Below are 17,262 nucleotides of genomic sequence, written 5' to 3' on the forward strand. Positions count from 1 at the left end.
CCACAGTAGAAAACTTCACGCCTTAATTGTTTGGACAGATACAGTGGGTGCAGCGCGGTTCGTAGGGTATAATGATGTTGTTCCGATTTACGAGAACATATAGAGGAAACCCATACCGAACATGCCGATGCCAAGAACGATGAGGGCAATCATGACGATGAAAAGCCCCTTATTTTTGCGGCGACGGTAAAAAAATTCGTCAAACATGGTAAGCCTCCCTGCGGTTATGTTAGTCCATTCTACTATCATACCATGTTCTCTATCATCCTTGCCATCCACATATGAGTGAATAGATGTCCGCAAGAATAGGGGCGAATGACAGCAAAAGGGAAGGAGCATTTTTCATCATGGAAAGCATGTGGCTCAAATACACATTACTAGTGGAACCTGAGATTGAGGATTTGTTTGTGGCAGAGGTTTTGACCAGCTCCTACACGCTTGGCTGGATCGAACCGCAAATCGAAGTACTGACAACGGAAAACGGATATGATTACGCAGAAAATACGGAAGGTCCACTTGTTGGGTATTTATTTGAACCCCAGCACGATCGTGAAGAGGAGCATGTAGCTCGCCTGAAGACCTACATTCAGCGCTGGAATGGACAAGTCACCATTAAAGAAGTAGAACTCGTAGCTGAAGAAAATGAATCGTGGAAAGAGGAGTTCCGGGAAGTCAAGATAGGCGACTGGTGGGTGGCACCAACATGGACGGACCCCGCAGCACTGGAGTCCGCACGGCATATCCTATGGATCGATCCAGGTGCAGCCTTCGGAACCGGCTATCATGGAACGACGCAGGACATTCTAATGTTTTTGCAAGACATGGAGCTGGAGGGTAAGCAAGTCATTGATGTAGGAGCTGGCTCAGGAATTCTCTCTTTGTACTGCGCTTTGAATGGAGCGAAGCATCCTGTATGGGCAGTTGATATTAATCCACAAAGCGAGTATCAGGTTCTCGTCAATGCGACCAATAACCACCTTCCAGACCACGCTGTACAAGTCGTGATTGGGGATGCGAGCGAGGACGCTGTGAAGTCTCAATTGCCTGACCAAGCTGATGTCATTCTGGTCAACATCGGAGGCGATGAAAATGTCGCGATGCTTCCGATGATTACAGAGCGAATGGCTCCTGAAGGAATTTTGATTCTCTCGGGAATTGTCGAATGGAATCGGGAAGCGGTCATCGCCACATTTGAACAAGCAGGCTTCCAAGTAGAGAAAGAAAGCCAAAAAGACGAATGGGTTACCGTTGTATTGAAAAACATCGCTTAGAACCGTCTTGTAACTTCCGTGTGAGACAATATAGAAAATAGGGTACTCAATGGAGGGGAAAACCAATGGAGCAGGTTGTCATTGCTGCTGCCGGACGTACGCCAATCGGTACGTTTGGTGGCGTCCTGAAAGATGTAAGCGCTCGCAAGCTGGCAGAAACCGTCATTTGTGGTGTCATGGCTCGATCTGGTCTGGAAGCTTCTCAGATCGATGAAGTCATTTTAGGGAATTGCATTCAACGGACAGACGAGCCAAACATAGCGCGAGTGGCAGCATTGGATGCAGGCTTGGGGAAAGAAGTGACAGGCTACACGATTCAACGTCAATGTGCATCCGGCATGCAAGCGATTGCGAGTGGCGCTTCCCAAATCCTTTTAGGCGACAGTGAAATCGTCCTGGCAGGCGGCGTAGAGAGCATGAGCAATGCCCCGTATGTCCTGAAAAATGCGCGCTGGGGCAAACGATTGACACATGGGGAAATGACTGATGCGATGTGGGAATTGTTAACAGACCCACACCATCAAATCCTAATGGGCGAGACGGCAGAACGTCTGGTCGATCGTTATGGGATCACGCGCGAGGAGTCGGATGAGATTGCCTTGCGCAGTCAGCAAAATGCGATCCGAGCCATAGACAGCGGTTTGTTTGCCGAAGAGATTATCGGGGTCCCAATTAAAAAGCGCACCGAAGAAATCATCGTAACGGAAGACGAATTCCCTCGCAGGGGAGTGACCTTGGACAGTCTAGCGAAGCTAAGACCCAGTTTCCGTGACAATGGTACAGTGACGCCAGGTAATGCCTCCGGGCTCAACGACGGAGCGTCCGCAGCCGTTTTGATGAAAGAAGGAAAAGCGAAAGAGCTCGGGATCGAACCACTCGGCAGAATTGTCTCATGGGCAGTAGCGGGAGTAGAACCCGATTTGATGGGATATGGACCCGTTCCAGCAGTGAAGCGCGCATTAGCAAAAGCCGGTTTGACGCTCGCGGACATCGAACTGATTGAAGTAAATGAAGCCTTTGCCGCGCAATACCTCGCCGTGGAAAAACTACTGGAGCTGCCGAGGGAAATAACGAATGTGAACGGAAGCGGCGTCGCACTGGGTCATCCTGTCGGTTCTACTGGCTGCCGAATTGTCGTAACCTTGCTGCACGAAATGAAGAGACGACAGTTGAAACGAGGCTTGGCTGCCCTGTGTGTTGGCGGCGGGATGGGTATGGCAATGGTTGTCGAACGCACATAGGTTTAAACGAAGTCTCCCCTGTTAAAAATGGAAGCAAAGGGGGAGGCTTTGTCATGTTTATATGGTCTTTTTTCAAGCGACATGGAAAACAGATTGCGTTTCATACCTTATCCTGCTTGGCGATCGGGGCGTTGCTGCTGGTTGCCTACAGTGCCTATCAATATAAGCAAATGACAAATCAGTGGTATGCTCCGATTGATGGAGCCAAAGGGAGTGCAAAACAGGCAACTGTTTCCCTTCCTCCACGTAATCTTTTGACAGGAACAGAGCCGTTGAAGCCTTTCGTCGCCCTGCTTCTTGGTGTAGACAGTCGAGACGGGGAAAGTGCACGTTCAGATACAATCATGCTTGCGGCGATTCATCCCGGGAAGCAATCCGTCTACCTTTTGGCGATTCCGCGTGACAGCTACATGGAGCTCCCGGGAAAAGGATACGACAAAGTGAACCATGCGATGGCTTTTGGTGGTCCAAAGATGGTGAAAGAGTCGCTGGAAAAATTTTTACAAATAAAAATTGATCGGTATATCTCCGTAGATTTCGATGGCTTCCGTCAAATTGTGGACGAGCTGGGTGGTGTCACTGTCGATGTGAAGAAACGTATGAAGTACAGCGATCCGAGCGACGACACGTACATCGACATTCAACCAGGGCTGCAGACTTTATCAGGTGAGCAGGCATTGGATTACGCTCGTTATCGCAAAAGTGATTTAGGCAAGGAAGACAGTGATTACATGCGGATTGACCGACAGCAGGAGATTCTCACAGCATTGGCTTCCAAAGGCACCTCGCTCCAATCGTATACCAAGGCATTTTCACTCATGGAAATACTGGGTCAGCATGTGAAAACGGACCTCACCGAGCAGGAAATCGCCTCTCTGTTATTGTCCTATGGCGATGGAACTCCGAACTCCATCCAAGCTGATACATTGGTCGGGCAGGATGAACGCATTTGGCATAAAGGTATTGTTGGCTGGTATCATCTCGTCCCAACAGATGAGCGGGAAAGAGCACGCCAGCAAATTATCAAGGAAGTAACACCGTAAGACATATCAAGCATAAGGGCAAAGGACACGGCTGTCATTAGGGGCTGTGTCCTTTTTTCGTCGAATGGTATTGCCCCAGATGGAAAGTACATGATTTTAGTTGGAAAATTGAATATGTTTCGAATACAATAGTCATTAGGAAGAGATTATGAATGTAGATCATAGGGAGAGGCAAGGCCATTTAAGGGATGGAGGGAATGACCATGTCAAATGCCAAGCCTTGGATTGCCAATTACCCGCCCGAAACTGCGCCGTCATTGGATTACCCCCGTGTTCCTTTGACGCATTTTCTGGAGCAGTCTGCAGCTATGTATCCAGACAGTAACGCGATCTATTTCATGGGAAAAAGCATTACGTATCGAGAGCTTTTGCAGTTGTCATACCAATTTGCCAATGCATTGATCAAGCGCGGTGTAAAGAAAGGCGACCGCGTGGCGATTATGCTGCCAAATACTCCTCAAGCCGTCATCAGCTACTACGGAGCGCTTTTTGCAGGCGCGATCGTGGTCATGACCAACCCGCTGTATACCGAGCGAGAATTGATTCACCAAATGAACGATTCAGGCGCCGAGACCATCATCACACTGGATTTGTTGTACAAACGTGTTACCCAAGTCCGTGCATCTACCTCACTTCAACGAATCATCATCACAAGCATTGGCGATTTCCTTCCCTTATTGAAAAAATGGCTATATCCGTTCGTGCAGAAGAAACAAGGACAAAATCCGCAGGTTACATACAGCGCAGATATTGAGCCTTTTCTTTCCGTCCTAAAAGAAAGCGCTACCAAGCCTGTTGAAGTACCAGTCGATCCGACCCAGGATATCGCGCTCCTCCAGTATACTGGGGGGACAACAGGTGTTGCCAAAGGCGTCATGCTGACGCACGCCAATCTCATTGCGAATGCAATCCAGTGCCAAGCGGTCCTTTACAAGCTGAAAAAGGGAAAGGAACGGATTTTGTGTGTGCTCCCACTGTTCCACGTGTATGGGATGACTACCGTGATGAACAAAGGCATTTGTATCGCAGCAGAAATTATTCTCGTCCCCAAATTCGACGTGAAACAAATATTTGAAATGATCGACAAGCGCAAGCCTACTCTTTTCCCAGGGGCACCAACCATGTATATCGGTCTCATCAACCACCCGGACTTGAAGAAGCATGATCTTTCTTCCATCGACGCATGTGTCAGTGGATCAGCTCCGTTGCCGATCGAAGTCAAGCTCAAATTTGAAGAGTTGACGGGCGGAAAACTGGTCGAGGGATATGGGATGACGGAGGCTTCTCCCGTAACACATTCCAATCCCATTTGGGAAAAAGGCATTACGGGAAGCATCGGAATGCCATGGCCAGATACGGATTGCCGAATTGTGGATACGGCAACAGGAGAAGAGATGCCCCAAGGCGAGGTCGGGGAGTTGGCCGTTAAAGGACCCCAAGTCATGCTCGGCTATTGGAATCGCCCAGAAGATACCGCTGCCGTATTAAAGGATGGTTGGTTTTTGACGGGAGATATGGGCTACATGGACGAAAACGGCTATTTTTATATCGTAGATCGCAAAAAAGACATGATAATAGCCGGTGGTTTCAATATTTATCCGCGCGAAGTAGAAGAAGTGCTGTTTGAGCATCCCGCCATCCAGGAGGCAGCAGTCATCGGTGTCCCAGATCCGTACCGGGGCGAAACAGTCAAAGCATACGTCGTATTCAAGGATGGACAGCTCGCGAGCGAAGAAGATCTGGAAGCGCATTGCAGACAGAGACTTGCCGCCTATAAGATTCCGAGACAATACGAGATTCGTACAGATTTGCCCAAAACCATGGTCGGAAAAGTATTGCGTCGTCAATTACAAGAAGAAGACAAGAAAAAAAGAGAAGCCCAGGAAGAAATCAAAACGAGCTAGTAGCGGATGTTTTGAGGCTTGCGATCCCAGGCGGAAAGCGGCCTTTTTTGCTGACCTCTTGCGATTGACAGAGGAGTGGCCCTGTATTACACTAATTATGAATGAGTGATCATTCATTTGGTCATCAATGTTAGTAAACATGGAGGTAGTTATGGCAAAGAAAACGGGGGAAAAGTATCAAGCCATTATTGATGCTGCTGTTCGAGTAATCGCCAGACAGGGCTATTACAGTGCCCAGGTATCGAAAATTGCGAAAGAGGCGAAGGTAGCAGATGGCACCATATACCTCTATTTTGAAAACAAGGATGATATTTTGATATCACTGTTTAACGAAAAGATGGGCCAGTTTGTGGAGACAAACCGCAAACACATTTCGGAAGCGACGACCATTGAGCAAAAGCTGTATGTACTCATTCATGCACACTTGAGCCAGCTATCCAAGGACCATGATCTGGCAAAAGTGACGCAAATCGAGCTACGCCAATCCAGTCCGATCATTAGTGAAGGAATCGGCAACGTGATGAAGCAGTATTTCAACCTCATTGACGAAGTGATCGTAGAGGGTATGGAACAGGGCGTATTCCGATCCGATCTCGAGGTGCGGATTACGCGCAAAATGATTTTTGGAACGCTGGACGAAGTGACGACATCTTGGGTGATGAAACAGTGCAAGTACGACCTTGTCTCTTATGTTGATTCCATTCATAACCTCTTCCTGCTTGGTATGAAGGGAAAAGAATGAAAAGAAAAGCTTTTTTTGCATGAAAACGTTTGTTACAATGGAAACAGCAAGACTGAGCGATCGCTCGGATTGAAAAAGTAGCTGTTTTATATATGGAGAGAGTTTGGGGGGAGAGGAATGGCGTCGCATTGGAATGTAGAAATCGTTGATCGCGTTGCTACGGTTACGATTAGCAACCCGCCTGCTAACGCACTCAGTCAAGCAGTGCTCGGTCAATTGAGTGAACTTTTGGACCAGTGGGAAAATAACGATGAGATCAAAGCGATCGTTTTGACTGGCGAAGGTCGGTTTTTCATTGCAGGAGCGGACATCAAAGAATTTACCCAACTGAATCGGGATAATGCGGAAGAACTGGCGAAGAAGGGTCAAGCATTGTTCAATCGCTTGGAAACGTTCCCGAAGCCAATCATTGCAGCAATTAACGGCGCTTGCCTTGGCGGAGGATTGGAGCTTGCGTTGGCATGCCATATCCGCTTTGCAGCACCTGAAGCCAAGCTCGGGCTGCCAGAGCTGAATCTCGGACTCATTCCTGGCTACGGTGGTACACAACGTCTACCACGTCTGGTTGGTCGTGGCAAAGCGACACAAATGATTCTCACATCTGAGATGATCGGTGGCGAGGAAGCTCTGCGTATCGGTCTTGTGGAAGCAGTTTATCCCGTAGAGCAGTTGCTTGCAGAAGCGCAAAAGCTGGCGGCTGTTTTCGCAAGTAAGAGCGCGATTACCCTGAAGTTTGCCCTAGCGTCCATCCATAACACAACGGAGCTGTCGTTGTCACAAGGCTTGGAGCAAGAAGCAAAGCTCTTTGGTGATGCTTTCGCGACGGAGGACGTAAAAGAAGGCGTGACTGCATTTCTCGAAAAGCGCAAGCCGCAATTTGCAGATCGGTAGTTAAGCATATAGCTTCACAAGTATGAGGTACCACTAAGGAGGAGGCATCCTGATGAATATCGTGGTTGTGTTGAAACAGACGTTTGACACAGAAGAAAAAATCGTCATCCAAAACGGACAAATTTCCGAAGATGGCGTTGAATTCATCATTAATCCCTACGATGAGTACGCTGTAGAAGAGGCAATCAAGCTCAAGGAAGATCATGGCGGCGAAGTAACCGTAATCAGCGTCGGCCCAGACCGTGCTGAAAGTGCACTGCGCACTGCTTTGGCAATGGGCGCAGACAAGGCTGTTCTGGTGGATGACGAGTCTCTGTTCGGAGATGAATTCACGACCGCCAAAGTATTGGCTGCCGTAGCGAAAAAGGTTGGCTTCGATATCATCATTGGTGGACAAATGGCTGTAGACTCCGGGGCTGGCCAAGGCGGTCCTCGTCTGGCAGAAGAACTGGGAATTAACCATGTATCGACTGCTGTGAAGCTAGAGGTGGACGGGACGAACGTACGAGTAGAGCGCGATGTAGAAGGGGACCTGGAAGTCGTGGAGACGAGCCTTCCTGTTTTGATTACGGCTCAGCAAGGACTCAACGAGCCGCGCTATCCTTCTCTCCCAGGTATCATGAAAGCGAAGAAAAAACCATTGGATAGACTCGGCGCAGACGATTTGGGAATTACTGCGGATGAGGTAAAAGCAAGGACAGAAATCGTCGATCAGACATTACCTCCGAAAAAGCAGGCGGGTCGCATTCTCTCTGGCGAATTAGCAGCTCAAACGTCGGAATTGGTGCAACTGTTGCGCAATGAAGCGAAAGTGATCTAAGCGAGAGGGAGAGGATATCCATGAAAAAAGTACTTGTATTGGCAGAAGTACGTGACGGACAACTTCGCAACGTGTCGCTGGAAGCATTGACTGCAGCACAAGCATTGGCTGAGGGCGGCGAAATTGTAGCAGGTGTATTCGGAGCAGATGCAGCAACGCATGCAGTGACATTGGGTCATCACGGTGCGAGCACGGTGTATACGGCTGATCATACAGCGTTGGCACAGTACACGCCAGATGCGTATGTACAGGCACTCACGCAGTTGATTGAGCTGGCTTCTCCAGATGCAGTAGTTTTGGGGCACACCGCGATCGGTCGTGATATCGCACCTCGCGTAGCAGCGAGACTTGGTTACGGTCTAGTTTCGGATGTAACAAGTGTAGAAGCTGGCCCAGTATTTGTTCGCCCGATCTATGCAGGAAAAGCAACGCAATCACGCAAATTCGTTGATGGAACAACATTTATTACGATTCGTCCAAACAACATTGCCATCGGCGCTGCTGACTCTTCGAAAACGGCAGTGGTGGTTCCAGTTGAATTGGAAATCAAGGATTTGCGCACGATCGTAAAAGATGTTGTAAGAAAAACAAGCGGCAAAGTAGACCTTTCCGAAGCAAAAGTCGTGATTTCCGGTGGACGTGGCGTGAAGAGTGCAGAAGGCTTCCAGCCGTTGTACGATCTGGCGGAAGTGCTCGGTGCGGCTGTTGGTGCATCTCGTGGCGCTTGCGACGCAGACTATTGCGACTACTCCATGCAGATCGGACAGACAGGTAAGGTTGTTACACCTGATCTTTATATCGCATGCGGGATTTCGGGAGCGATCCAGCACTTGGCTGGTATGTCCAGCTCGAAGGTCATTGTTGCCATTAACAAAGATCCGGAAGCGCCAATCTTCCAAGTGGCTGATTACGGTATCGTAGGCGACCTGTTCGAAGTACTGCCATTGCTGACGGCTGAGTTTAAAAAAGTGTTGGTATAACAGAAAGACGGTACAAGGCGCTCCTTTTGGGGGCGCTTTTTTTGTCCATAAGGCTTACTTTATGCTTTCCATGCTTGGTATAATAGGCAGTAAGGAGAGGTGATCGGGATGAGCGAACAGCTTTTGCAACAACTGATACACATGGTGGCAGAGAATAACCGATTGGTTAAAGAAACGCAGGAGGAGCTACGCGAGTTTAAGAAAGAAATGTATGATTTTCGAGATGAGATGTACGTGTTTCGGGATGAAATGTACGAATTCCGCGATGACGCTACGCGACGATTAGACAGGTTGGAACGCCAAAATAAACATATCGATGCAGACCTTGATCTGCTGCATCGGAAAGTAAGTGACCATGAACGGGAGATTAACCGGCTAAAGCAAGTCGGGCAATAAGGTGCGGCCAGACTGGACAGACTATAACGAGAAGTGCAGGGCAAAGTGTGGAGCGGCGTAGTCAATTTGGTGTTTGAATGATATACTGATAACCGTTAGGAACCTTTATTTAGTAATTGAAATTCAAGGAGGTAACTTCTATGGCAATTGTAAATGCTACCGACCAAAACTTTTCCCAGGAAGTAGAGCAAGGCGGTACAGTCCTGGTTGACTTCTGGGCTCCATGGTGCGGCCCTTGCAAAATGATCGCTCCTGTACTGGAGCAAATCGACGGTGAAGTGGGCTCCCAGCTCAAAATCGTCAAAGTAAACGTGGATGACAACCCAGATTCTGCTGGTCGTTTTGGTGTAATGTCCATCCCAACCCTGATCGTATTCAAAGACGGTCAACCAGTTGACAAAGTGATTGGCTTCCAACCAAAAGAAGCGCTTATGGCAACTGTAGGCAAACATCTGTAAGAGCAATGCAATGAGTAAAGCGGCATGTAATGTGCCGCTTTTTTTTATGAAGTGGAAATGGAATTCTGAGCGATCGTTTGTCAAAAAATTAAGTTTACTTGAACGAAAATAATTGCGTTTTTAGAATACTTTGATTAAACTTCATATATTCAATTTATTTCGAAAATAAAGGGGGCTTTTCTAATGAAGGGATTTCATTTGATGCGCTCGCTGGCGGCAATCTCGCTAGGGGCGGTATTGATGGTCGGATGTTCAAGCGGAGGAAACACAAGTGCTCCTGTAACAGGAGAAGGTGGCTCTGGACAAGCAACTAGCACCGAAGGCCAAGAGATTCAAGCAAAAATCGGTGTCGTTGGTTTCCTCTCTGGATCTGGCGCAGCCTATGGAGAAGCGCAAAAAGCAGGATTGGAGCTGGCGCTGGGCGAGTTGAATGAAGCGAACAAAGGGAAGCTCAAGATCGAGCTGAAGTTTGAAGACTCCGCCGGAGAAAAAGAAGGCGCGATTAATGCGGTAAATAAACTGATTAATCAGGATAATGTCGTGGCGATCATCGGACCGACACTTTCCGGTGAAATGTTTGCAGCAGGACCAGTGGCAAACGAGGCGGAAACCCCGATTTTTGGTATCTCCAACACATCAGAAGGAATCAATGATATCGGGGAGTACGTGTTCCGCAATTCTTTGCCTGAATCCATTGCGATCCCGACAGCGATGAAAGCAGCCGTGGAGAAAAATGGCTTGAAAAAAGTAGCACTCATCCATGCATCCAACGATGACTTCTCCGTGAATGGCTACAAGGTCATGAAAGCAACCGCTGAAAAGCTGGGCTTGGAGATTACCGGCGAAGCGACTTTCGCAAATGGCGATGTGGATTTCTCGGCACAATTGACAAAGTTGAAGCAAACAAACCCAGACGCTTTGCTTGTGTCCGCTTTGTACAAAGAAGGCTCCATGGTTGTGAAAAAAGCACGTGAGCTGGGCTTTACAGGGACCATTCTTGGTGGGAATGGCTTCAATAATCCGAAGGTTTTCGAAATTGCTGGTCCAGCTGCTGAGGGCTTGATCGTTGCGACTCCATTCAGCCCTGAAAAGAAAGATGATAAAGTACAAGCCTTCGTAAAAGCATTCGAAGCCAAATACAACAAAAAGCCTGACCAGTTCGCTGCCCAAGCATACGACTCGCTGTATATCATGTCGCAGTCACTGCTTGCCGCAGGAAAAGCAGATCGCGAAGAGTTGCGCGGACAATTGGCTCAGCTAAAAGACTTCACAGGTGTATCCGGCAAACTGTCTTTTGACGAGAAACGCAATCCGATTGGTGATGCGGTTGTCGTTGTCGCAAAAGAAGGCAAATTCGTCCCGTTTGAATAGCATCGTGCCCGGGGTCGCTCCGGGCTTCTTTTTCTATCCGTTATCTCGCTGGATCAGAAAGTACCAGAATGCTCTTCGCTTGCTGATCCAGCGAGAATAACGCAATCATCGGTGGCTATGAACCACTTAACAGTGAGGTGAGGCATTTGTTTTGGCAGCAATTAGTCAACGGTTTGACAGTTGGTAGCACTTATTCATTAATCGCATTGGGCTATACGCTCATTTTTGGTGTCCTGGGAATCATTAATATGGCACACGGCCAAATTTTTATTTTTGGATCACTGGTTGGCTTGGTATTGATGACCAGCCTGAATATGCCATTAGGGGTAGCGCTGATCGTGGCAGTCGTGATTTCGGCCATTTTGGGTCTTGTGCTGGAGTATACGGCGCTTCGCCCACTTCGTAAAAAAAATGTACCCCATCTGGCATCGCTGATCAGTACGATTGGATTTGCCATTTTGATGGAGGAAGCCATGCACAAGTTTTTCGGTGCTGACTCCCGTGCGTTCCCGCAATCTTTCGGGGATACCACTTTTGACTTGGGGCTCATTCAAATTCGCAGCGTCGATCTCGTTATTTTGGGGATTTCTGTGTTGCTAATGTTCGTCCTGCATTTCTGGATTCAAAAAACGAAAATGGGAAAAGCCATTCGCGCGACGGCTGAAAATACGGATACAGCAAATATTTTGGGGATTAACACGAATATGGTCATTGTCGTGACCGTCATGCTTGCTTCGGCACTGGGAGGTGTCGCAGGCATTTTGATCGGGATGGCGTACTCTGCTCTCATTCCAACGATGGGGATGACCCTTGGCTTCAAAGGTTTGGCCGTTTTGATTTTAGGCGGGGTAGGCAGCATTCCCGGGGCCATGGTGTGTGGCGTATTGCTTGGGATTATCGAGGTGTTTACCGTCGCGTACGGAGACTCGTCGTATCGGGATGCGGTTGCTTTTGGCTTGATCATTCTCATTTTACTCTTGAAGCCGGAAGGACTATTTGGACGCAAAGCGTAAGGGAGGTGCAGACATTGGACATTCTCAATCCATATAACTTACAGGTATTTACTTTTATCCTGTTAAACAGTATTTTGGCGATCAGTATTTACATTACGCTCTCGACGGGCCAGCTTTCCTTGGGGCATGCGGGCTTTATGAGCATTGGTGCTTTTACGGCGAGTATTTTGACGAAGCAAGCGGACATGCCGTTGTTTATCGCCATCATAATCGGAGGACTGGCGGCTGGGCTGATTGCCCTTTTGATCGGTGCTCCGACATTGAAGCTCCACGGCTTGTACCTGGCAATTGCTACGCTTGGCTTTGGTGAAGTGATCCGCGTTATTTTTCTCAATATGGAGATTACAAATGGCGCCCTCGGATTGACCGGACTTCAATCGATAGGCAATTACTTGTACGATTTTGAAAAAGCAATGGGGTTAAAAGCGCAAACCCTTGGCATTTCGGTTATGCAAATGAAGTCATTATCGACCTTTGTGTTTATGCTGCTCCTGTTTGCTTTCGTGCTTTTCCTGACGCTGCGTCTGAACCGTTCGCGTCTGGGGCGTGCTTTTGAAGCGATCAAAGCAGATGAAACGGCGGCACGAGCGATGGGATTGCAAGTCAACTATTACAAAATGCTTGCTTTTGTGATCGGTTCAATTTTGGCAGGGGTCTGTGGAGGATTGTTCGCTCACATTACGACGACCATTACGCCAGATGATTTTAACTATCATAAAGTCGTAGAGATACTGTCTTATGCCGTGATCGGCGGCAGCGAAGTCGTATGGGGGCCGCTGTTTGGTGCCTTGGTTCTTACGGCATTGCCGGAGGTGCTGCGTGGTTTGGCCGAGTACAAAATGCTCATGTACGGCTTGATCATGGTCGGAGTAATGGCGTTCCGTCCGCATGGCTTGATCGGTGCCGACACGTTCCAAAAGCTGTTCAAGCGTCGTCGGGGCAAGTCATCGGATAAGGAAGCGAAGGGGGGCGTATAGGATGTTGCTGGAACTTGCGAACGTAGGAAAAAGCTTTGGCGGCATCACCGCTCTTCGTGACGTTTCTTTTACTGTCGGAGAGGGAGAAATTGTCGGCTTGATTGGTCCGAATGGTGCGGGGAAAACGACGATTTTCAATATGGCAACGGGCATATTCGAACCAACGACGGGGACTTTTTCTTTTGCCGGACAAAAGTTAAATGGAATAGCACCGAACAAAATTACTGAAATGGGGATTGCGAGGACGTTCCAAAATATTCGCCTCTTCGGTCACATGAGTGCGTTGGACAATGTGAAGGTAGGATGTCATTCGCGCATGAAGGCAGGCTTCTGGGCTTCCCTTTTGAAAACACCGGGACAACGTGCGGAAGAAAAGGCGGTTACCAAAAAAGCAGAGGAGCTTCTCGAATTCGTAGGCTTGTCTGACATTGCTGATGTGCGCTCGGATACATTGGCTTACGGTCAACAACGGCGTCTGGAGATTGCACGGGCACTGGCTACTGAGCCAAAGCTCTTACTTTTGGATGAGCCTGCTGCCGGAATGATCGAGACTGAGACGAAAGCACTCATGGAGCTGGTCAAAAAAATTCGCGATGACGGGACGACTGTCCTATTGGTCGAACACGATATGGGATTGGTCATGAACCTGTGTGAAAAGGTCGTATGTATCAACTTTGGGGTCAAAATTGCCGACGGCACCCCGGCAGAGGTGCAAAACAATCCAGATGTGATTGAAGCCTACCTCGGCAAGGAGGACGAATAAGATGCTGAACATACAAAACTTGACGACCTCCTACGGTCAAATCAAAGCGATTCGCGGGATCACGCTGGAAGTCCCTGAGGGCAAAATCGTTTCGCTGATCGGGGCGAATGGAGCGGGCAAAACTACAACCATGCGTACGATCGCAGGTCAACTGAGGCCTGAAGCAGGGACGATTACGTTTTGCGGTAAACGTATAGAGGGTTCGAGACCACATCAGATCGTAAAAGCTGGACTGGCTTTGGTACCAGAAGGACGTGCGATCCTCGGGAAGATGACCGTGCTGGAAAACCTGGAGATGGGTGCATTCCAGCGCAACGATGCACAAGGCATCAAGGACGACATGGAAAAAATGATGGCCTGGTTCCCTATCCTCAAGGAACGGCTTTCTCAATTGGGGGGGACGATGTCTGGCGGTCAGCAGCAAATGCTAGCCATTGCCCGCGCTTTGATGTCTCGACCGAAGCTGTTGCTTTTGGACGAGCCGTCGATGGGGTTGGCTCCCATCGTGGTGGCGGACATTTTCAAGGTGATCAAAGAAATCAATGCGGAAGGTACAACCGTCCTCATCGTAGAGCAAAATGTCAAACAGGCCCTCAAAATTGCTGATTACGGGTATGTACTGGAGGCAGGGCAAATTGTATTGGATGGCACAGGAGTAGCGTTGTTAAACGACGAGCGTGTAAAAGAAGCATATTTGGGCGGTCGCAAGCACTAGTCTGCCTATAAAAAACTGTCGCCATGGAATGAGGCGGCAGTTTTTTTCGTATGGATTCCATGGTACTATGAAGGATAGAACGTATATTCTCTTATGATGCGAAAAAGGGAAGGAAGCCGGATACGATGCCAACCAAATTGACGAGAGAGCAAATGGAATATCTTGTTCATCAAGTACAGCGCTATTTTAAAGAAGAACGGTCGGAGACACTCGGCAATTTGGAGACGGAAGAGTTGATTGCCTTTTTTTCGAAAGAACTCGGCCCCTTCTATTACAATCAAGGGGTACAAGACAGCCGCAAGCTGCTGGTGGAACGGATGAGTTCTTTAGAAGATGAACTGTATGTATTGGAAAAGCCATTCCACAAGAACAAATAGATGCAAGGCAGATATAGAGCAAAGAGGAGGGGGCAGCCATGAACAGCTCCTTAAAAGATAAGCTGGCCGTCCTGCCAGATAAGCCAGGCTGCTACCTGATGAAAAATGCGAGCGGGGAAATCATTTACGTAGGAAAAGCCAAGGTGCTGAAAAACCGCGTCCGCTCTTATTTTACAGGCAGTCATAACGGAAAGACGCAGCTGTTGGTCAGTGAGATCGTGGACTTTGAGTACATTGTGGTATCCTCAGCAATTGAGGCGCTCATCCTCGAGTGCAACCTGATCAAGGAGCATGACCCTCGTTACAATGTCATGCTCCGCGACGACAAGACGTATCCGTACATCAAAATTACGAATGAGGCGCAGCCACGCCTGGAGATTACCCGTAAGGTACTAAAAGATAAAGCCAAGTATTTCGGTCCGTATCCGAATGCTGGAGATGCCTCCGAGGTGAAGAAGCTGCTTGATCGCCTCTATCCGTTGCGCAAATGCCGCAATATGCCCAAGCAGGTTTGTCTTTACTACCATTTGGGACAATGTCTAGCGCCCTGTGTGTACGAGGTATCGGCAGAGGAAAATCAGCGTTTGGTGGATGAAATCAGCCGATTCCTCGATGGTGGCCATGAGGAAATGAAGCAAACCCTCACGGAAAAAATGCTGCAAGCCGCAGAAAACATGGAGTTCGAACGCGCCAAGGAATATCGCGATCAGATCAAGAGCATCGAAGCGGTGATGGAGAAGCAGAAGATCACGTTCACCGATACGGTAGACCGCGACATTATCGGGTTTGCTGTGGAAAAAGGCTGGATGTGCATTCAGGTGTTCTATATGCGAAAAGGGAAGATGATCGAGCGTCAGACGACTTCCTTTCCATACTATGGAAGCGAAACCGAAGACTTCATGTCTTATGTGAGCCAGTTCTACTACGACAAGCAAAATGCACTGCCAAAAGAAATTTTGCTCCCGCAAGAGAGTGAACCGGAGCTTTTGAGTGAGTGGCTGGGCATCAAAGTCCATGCTCCGAAAAGAGGCAAGAAGCATGAGCTCGTGAAGATGGCTTCGGAGAACGCCCGTATTGCTTTGCAGGAGAAGTTCGCGCTGATGTCCAAGGACGATGCTCGTACGGTCCAAGCGGTACACAATCTCGGTCACATTTTAGGGATTCCGGTTCCTCATCGAATTGAAGCGTTTGACAACTCCAACATTCAGGGAACAGAGCCTGTGTCTGCGATGATTGTGTTTACAGACGGCCGCCCTGACAAAAAGGAATACCGCAAATTCAAGATCAAAACCGTCGAGGGACCAGATGATTACGGCTCCATGCGCGAAGTCGTTCGCCGTCGATACTCTCGCCTGTTGAAAGAAAACCAGCCTATGCCCGATCTGATTGTGATTGATGGTGGAAAAGGTCAAATCAGCGCGGCTATGGACGTGCTGGAAAACGAGCTGGGTCTCTATATTCCCGTCTGTGGACTCGCGAAGGATGAGAAGCACCGCACTGCTCAGCTCATGTACGGAGATCCGCCAGAGCCTGTGAATCTTAGACGTGATAGCTATGAGTTTTATTTGTTGCAGCGCATCCAAGATGAAGTCCACCGTTTTGTTATTACGTTCCACAGACAATCCCGGACGAAAACGATGCTTTCCTCACAGTTGGATGAAATTCCGGGTATCGGTGAGAAACGACGCAAGCTGTTGTTCTCTCATTTTGGCTCGTTGAAAAAAATGCGTGAGGCGACCGTTGAAGACTTCCGCCAACTAGGGATCGGCGACAAGCTGGCAAAAGAAATCATCGGGCATCTGCGTAAGCTGGACACATAGCAAATGTAACTTTTGGAATAACCTCTAAAAAGGAATTGATCCATTTTTAGACTCATGATATAATCCGATTCAAACAGAATAGTTAGCCTCACTTCCATTATGGAGTGAGGTAGAGGCGCGAAAACCAAGAGTACCACCCTGAGATCGGGTATCTGTGAAGGGGACGGGAAAGGGGAATTCGCCGAAGTGTGGAGGGAAACCCGCTTTTCTCCATGCTGGGTCTGCGTTGAACAAATGCAGGACTGTCATCTGCACAATGACCAATTGTCAGATGGAGAGCTATCTCACGGTGTGTCAATGTGAGTTTTGATGGTGTTTACTGTCAATCTTCGTTGTCCGCGTGTATTGGGAGGGAGGAACCGGTATGTCGAAACAATAGGCAGCGGCAGGTCTTATTCCTTGTCGGTGCCTTTTTTGTAAAATAAAAATGCAAGACTTTTCCTTATAGAGAGAATAGTGAAAAACCATACAATACGAGAT

At 48.4% G+C, this 17,262-nt stretch carries 17 protein-coding genes and 1 riboswitch; all 17 genes read left to right on the forward strand.

Annotated elements, in window-relative coordinates:
- Window positions 1-347: 347 nt before the first annotated feature.
- The 17 genes from AB432_RS08835 to uvrC all read left to right on the forward strand — a co-directional run bounded on the left by AB432_RS08835 (window position 348) and on the right by uvrC (window position 16,782).
- Window positions 348-1,271 carry a 50S ribosomal protein L11 methyltransferase gene (locus AB432_RS08835; protein ID WP_048031964.1) on the forward strand — a complete coding sequence of 308 codons (924 nt, stop codon included), beginning with the start codon at window positions 348-350 and terminating at the stop codon, window positions 1,269-1,271.
- Window positions 1,272-1,336: 65 nt separating this feature from the next.
- Window positions 1,337-2,512: an acetyl-CoA C-acetyltransferase gene (locus AB432_RS08840; RefSeq protein ID WP_048031965.1), complete on the forward strand. Its 1,176-nt coding sequence runs from the start codon at window positions 1,337-1,339 to the stop codon at window positions 2,510-2,512.
- A 53-nt stretch (window positions 2,513-2,565) separates the two neighbouring features.
- Complete coding sequence (locus AB432_RS08845; protein WP_048031966.1) at window positions 2,566-3,555, forward strand: LCP family protein; 990 nt, start codon at window positions 2,566-2,568, stop codon at window positions 3,553-3,555.
- Window positions 3,556-3,758: 203 nt separating this feature from the next.
- Window positions 3,759-5,459, forward strand: coding sequence for an AMP-binding protein (locus tag AB432_RS08850; RefSeq protein WP_048031967.1), 1,701 nt, complete (start codon window positions 3,759-3,761; stop codon window positions 5,457-5,459).
- A gap of 151 nt (window positions 5,460-5,610) precedes the next feature.
- Entirely contained in the window at window positions 5,611-6,201 is a 591-nt protein-coding gene (locus tag AB432_RS08855) for a fatty acid metabolism transcriptional regulator FadR (RefSeq protein WP_048031968.1), read from the forward strand.
- A gap of 117 nt (window positions 6,202-6,318) precedes the next feature.
- Window positions 6,319-7,092 carry an enoyl-CoA hydratase gene (locus AB432_RS08860; protein WP_017251082.1) on the forward strand — a complete coding sequence of 258 codons (774 nt, stop codon included), beginning with the start codon at window positions 6,319-6,321 and terminating at the stop codon, window positions 7,090-7,092.
- Between the two features lie 52 nt (window positions 7,093-7,144).
- Window positions 7,145-7,912, forward strand: coding sequence for an electron transfer flavoprotein subunit beta/FixA family protein (locus AB432_RS08865; protein WP_048031969.1), 768 nt, complete (start codon window positions 7,145-7,147; stop codon window positions 7,910-7,912).
- Between the two features lie 20 nt (window positions 7,913-7,932).
- Window positions 7,933-8,892: an electron transfer flavoprotein subunit alpha/FixB family protein gene (locus AB432_RS08870; protein ID WP_048031970.1), complete on the forward strand. Its 960-nt coding sequence runs from the start codon at window positions 7,933-7,935 to the stop codon at window positions 8,890-8,892.
- 108 nt (window positions 8,893-9,000) lie between these two features.
- Complete coding sequence (locus AB432_RS08875; RefSeq protein ID WP_048031971.1) at window positions 9,001-9,288, forward strand: hypothetical protein; 288 nt, start codon at window positions 9,001-9,003, stop codon at window positions 9,286-9,288.
- Between the two features lie 140 nt (window positions 9,289-9,428).
- Window positions 9,429-9,746 carry a thioredoxin gene (gene trxA / locus AB432_RS08880; RefSeq protein ID WP_007722428.1) on the forward strand — a complete coding sequence of 106 codons (318 nt, stop codon included), beginning with the start codon at window positions 9,429-9,431 and terminating at the stop codon, window positions 9,744-9,746.
- Window positions 9,747-9,929: 183 nt separating this feature from the next.
- Window positions 9,930-11,117: an ABC transporter substrate-binding protein gene (locus AB432_RS08885; RefSeq protein ID WP_048031972.1), complete on the forward strand. Its 1,188-nt coding sequence runs from the start codon at window positions 9,930-9,932 to the stop codon at window positions 11,115-11,117.
- A gap of 146 nt (window positions 11,118-11,263) precedes the next feature.
- On the forward strand, window positions 11,264-12,130 hold the full coding sequence (locus AB432_RS08890; protein ID WP_048031973.1) for a branched-chain amino acid ABC transporter permease: 867 nt from the start codon (window positions 11,264-11,266) through the stop codon (window positions 12,128-12,130).
- A gap of 5 nt (window positions 12,131-12,135) precedes the next feature.
- Window positions 12,136-13,107 (forward strand): branched-chain amino acid ABC transporter permease, encoded by a 972-nt coding sequence (locus tag AB432_RS08895; protein WP_048031974.1) that lies wholly within the window; start codon window positions 12,136-12,138, stop codon window positions 13,105-13,107.
- Between the two features lies 1 nt (window position 13,108).
- Window positions 13,109-13,870, forward strand: coding sequence for an ABC transporter ATP-binding protein (locus tag AB432_RS08900; protein WP_048031975.1), 762 nt, complete (start codon window positions 13,109-13,111; stop codon window positions 13,868-13,870).
- Between the two features lies 1 nt (window position 13,871).
- Window positions 13,872-14,585 carry an ABC transporter ATP-binding protein gene (locus AB432_RS08905; RefSeq protein WP_048031976.1) on the forward strand — a complete coding sequence of 238 codons (714 nt, stop codon included), beginning with the start codon at window positions 13,872-13,874 and terminating at the stop codon, window positions 14,583-14,585.
- Between the two features lie 125 nt (window positions 14,586-14,710).
- On the forward strand, window positions 14,711-14,962 hold the full coding sequence (locus AB432_RS08910; RefSeq protein ID WP_048031977.1) for a DUF2164 domain-containing protein: 252 nt from the start codon (window positions 14,711-14,713) through the stop codon (window positions 14,960-14,962).
- A 38-nt stretch (window positions 14,963-15,000) separates the two neighbouring features.
- Window positions 15,001-16,782 (forward strand): excinuclease ABC subunit UvrC, encoded by a 1,782-nt coding sequence (uvrC, locus tag AB432_RS08915; protein ID WP_048031978.1) that lies wholly within the window; start codon window positions 15,001-15,003, stop codon window positions 16,780-16,782.
- Between the two features lie 102 nt (window positions 16,783-16,884).
- A riboswitch (Lysine riboswitch) is annotated at window positions 16,885-17,072 on the forward strand.
- The last annotated feature ends 190 nt before the right edge of the window (window positions 17,073-17,262 follow it).

This window comes from Brevibacillus brevis (assembly GCF_001039275.2).
Lineage (GTDB): Bacteria > Bacillota > Bacilli > Brevibacillales > Brevibacillaceae > Brevibacillus > Brevibacillus brevis_C.

Bases quoted from the DNA above. Each gene is read 5' to 3' on its own strand.
- AB432_RS08835 (WP_048031964.1), top strand. From the start codon at position 348: ATGGAAAGCATGTGGCTCAAATACACATTACTAGTGGAACCTGAGATT.
- AB432_RS08840 (WP_048031965.1), top strand. From the start codon at position 1,337: ATGGAGCAGGTTGTCATTGCTGCTGCCGGACGTACGCCAATCGGTACG.
- AB432_RS08845 (WP_048031966.1), top strand. From the start codon at position 2,566: ATGTTTATATGGTCTTTTTTCAAGCGACATGGAAAACAGATTGCGTTT.
- AB432_RS08850 (WP_048031967.1), top strand. From the start codon at position 3,759: ATGTCAAATGCCAAGCCTTGGATTGCCAATTACCCGCCCGAAACTGCG.
- AB432_RS08855 (WP_048031968.1), top strand. From the start codon at position 5,611: ATGGCAAAGAAAACGGGGGAAAAGTATCAAGCCATTATTGATGCTGCT.
- AB432_RS08860 (WP_017251082.1), top strand. From the start codon at position 6,319: ATGGCGTCGCATTGGAATGTAGAAATCGTTGATCGCGTTGCTACGGTT.
- AB432_RS08865 (WP_048031969.1), top strand. From the start codon at position 7,145: ATGAATATCGTGGTTGTGTTGAAACAGACGTTTGACACAGAAGAAAAA.
- AB432_RS08870 (WP_048031970.1), top strand. From the start codon at position 7,933: ATGAAAAAAGTACTTGTATTGGCAGAAGTACGTGACGGACAACTTCGC.
- AB432_RS08875 (WP_048031971.1), top strand. From the start codon at position 9,001: ATGAGCGAACAGCTTTTGCAACAACTGATACACATGGTGGCAGAGAAT.
- trxA (WP_007722428.1), top strand. From the start codon at position 9,429: ATGGCAATTGTAAATGCTACCGACCAAAACTTTTCCCAGGAAGTAGAG.
- AB432_RS08885 (WP_048031972.1), top strand. From the start codon at position 9,930: ATGAAGGGATTTCATTTGATGCGCTCGCTGGCGGCAATCTCGCTAGGG.
- AB432_RS08900 (WP_048031975.1), top strand. From the start codon at position 13,109: ATGTTGCTGGAACTTGCGAACGTAGGAAAAAGCTTTGGCGGCATCACC.
- AB432_RS08905 (WP_048031976.1), top strand. From the start codon at position 13,872: ATGCTGAACATACAAAACTTGACGACCTCCTACGGTCAAATCAAAGCG.
- AB432_RS08910 (WP_048031977.1), top strand. From the start codon at position 14,711: ATGCCAACCAAATTGACGAGAGAGCAAATGGAATATCTTGTTCATCAA.
- uvrC (WP_048031978.1), top strand. From the start codon at position 15,001: ATGAACAGCTCCTTAAAAGATAAGCTGGCCGTCCTGCCAGATAAGCCA.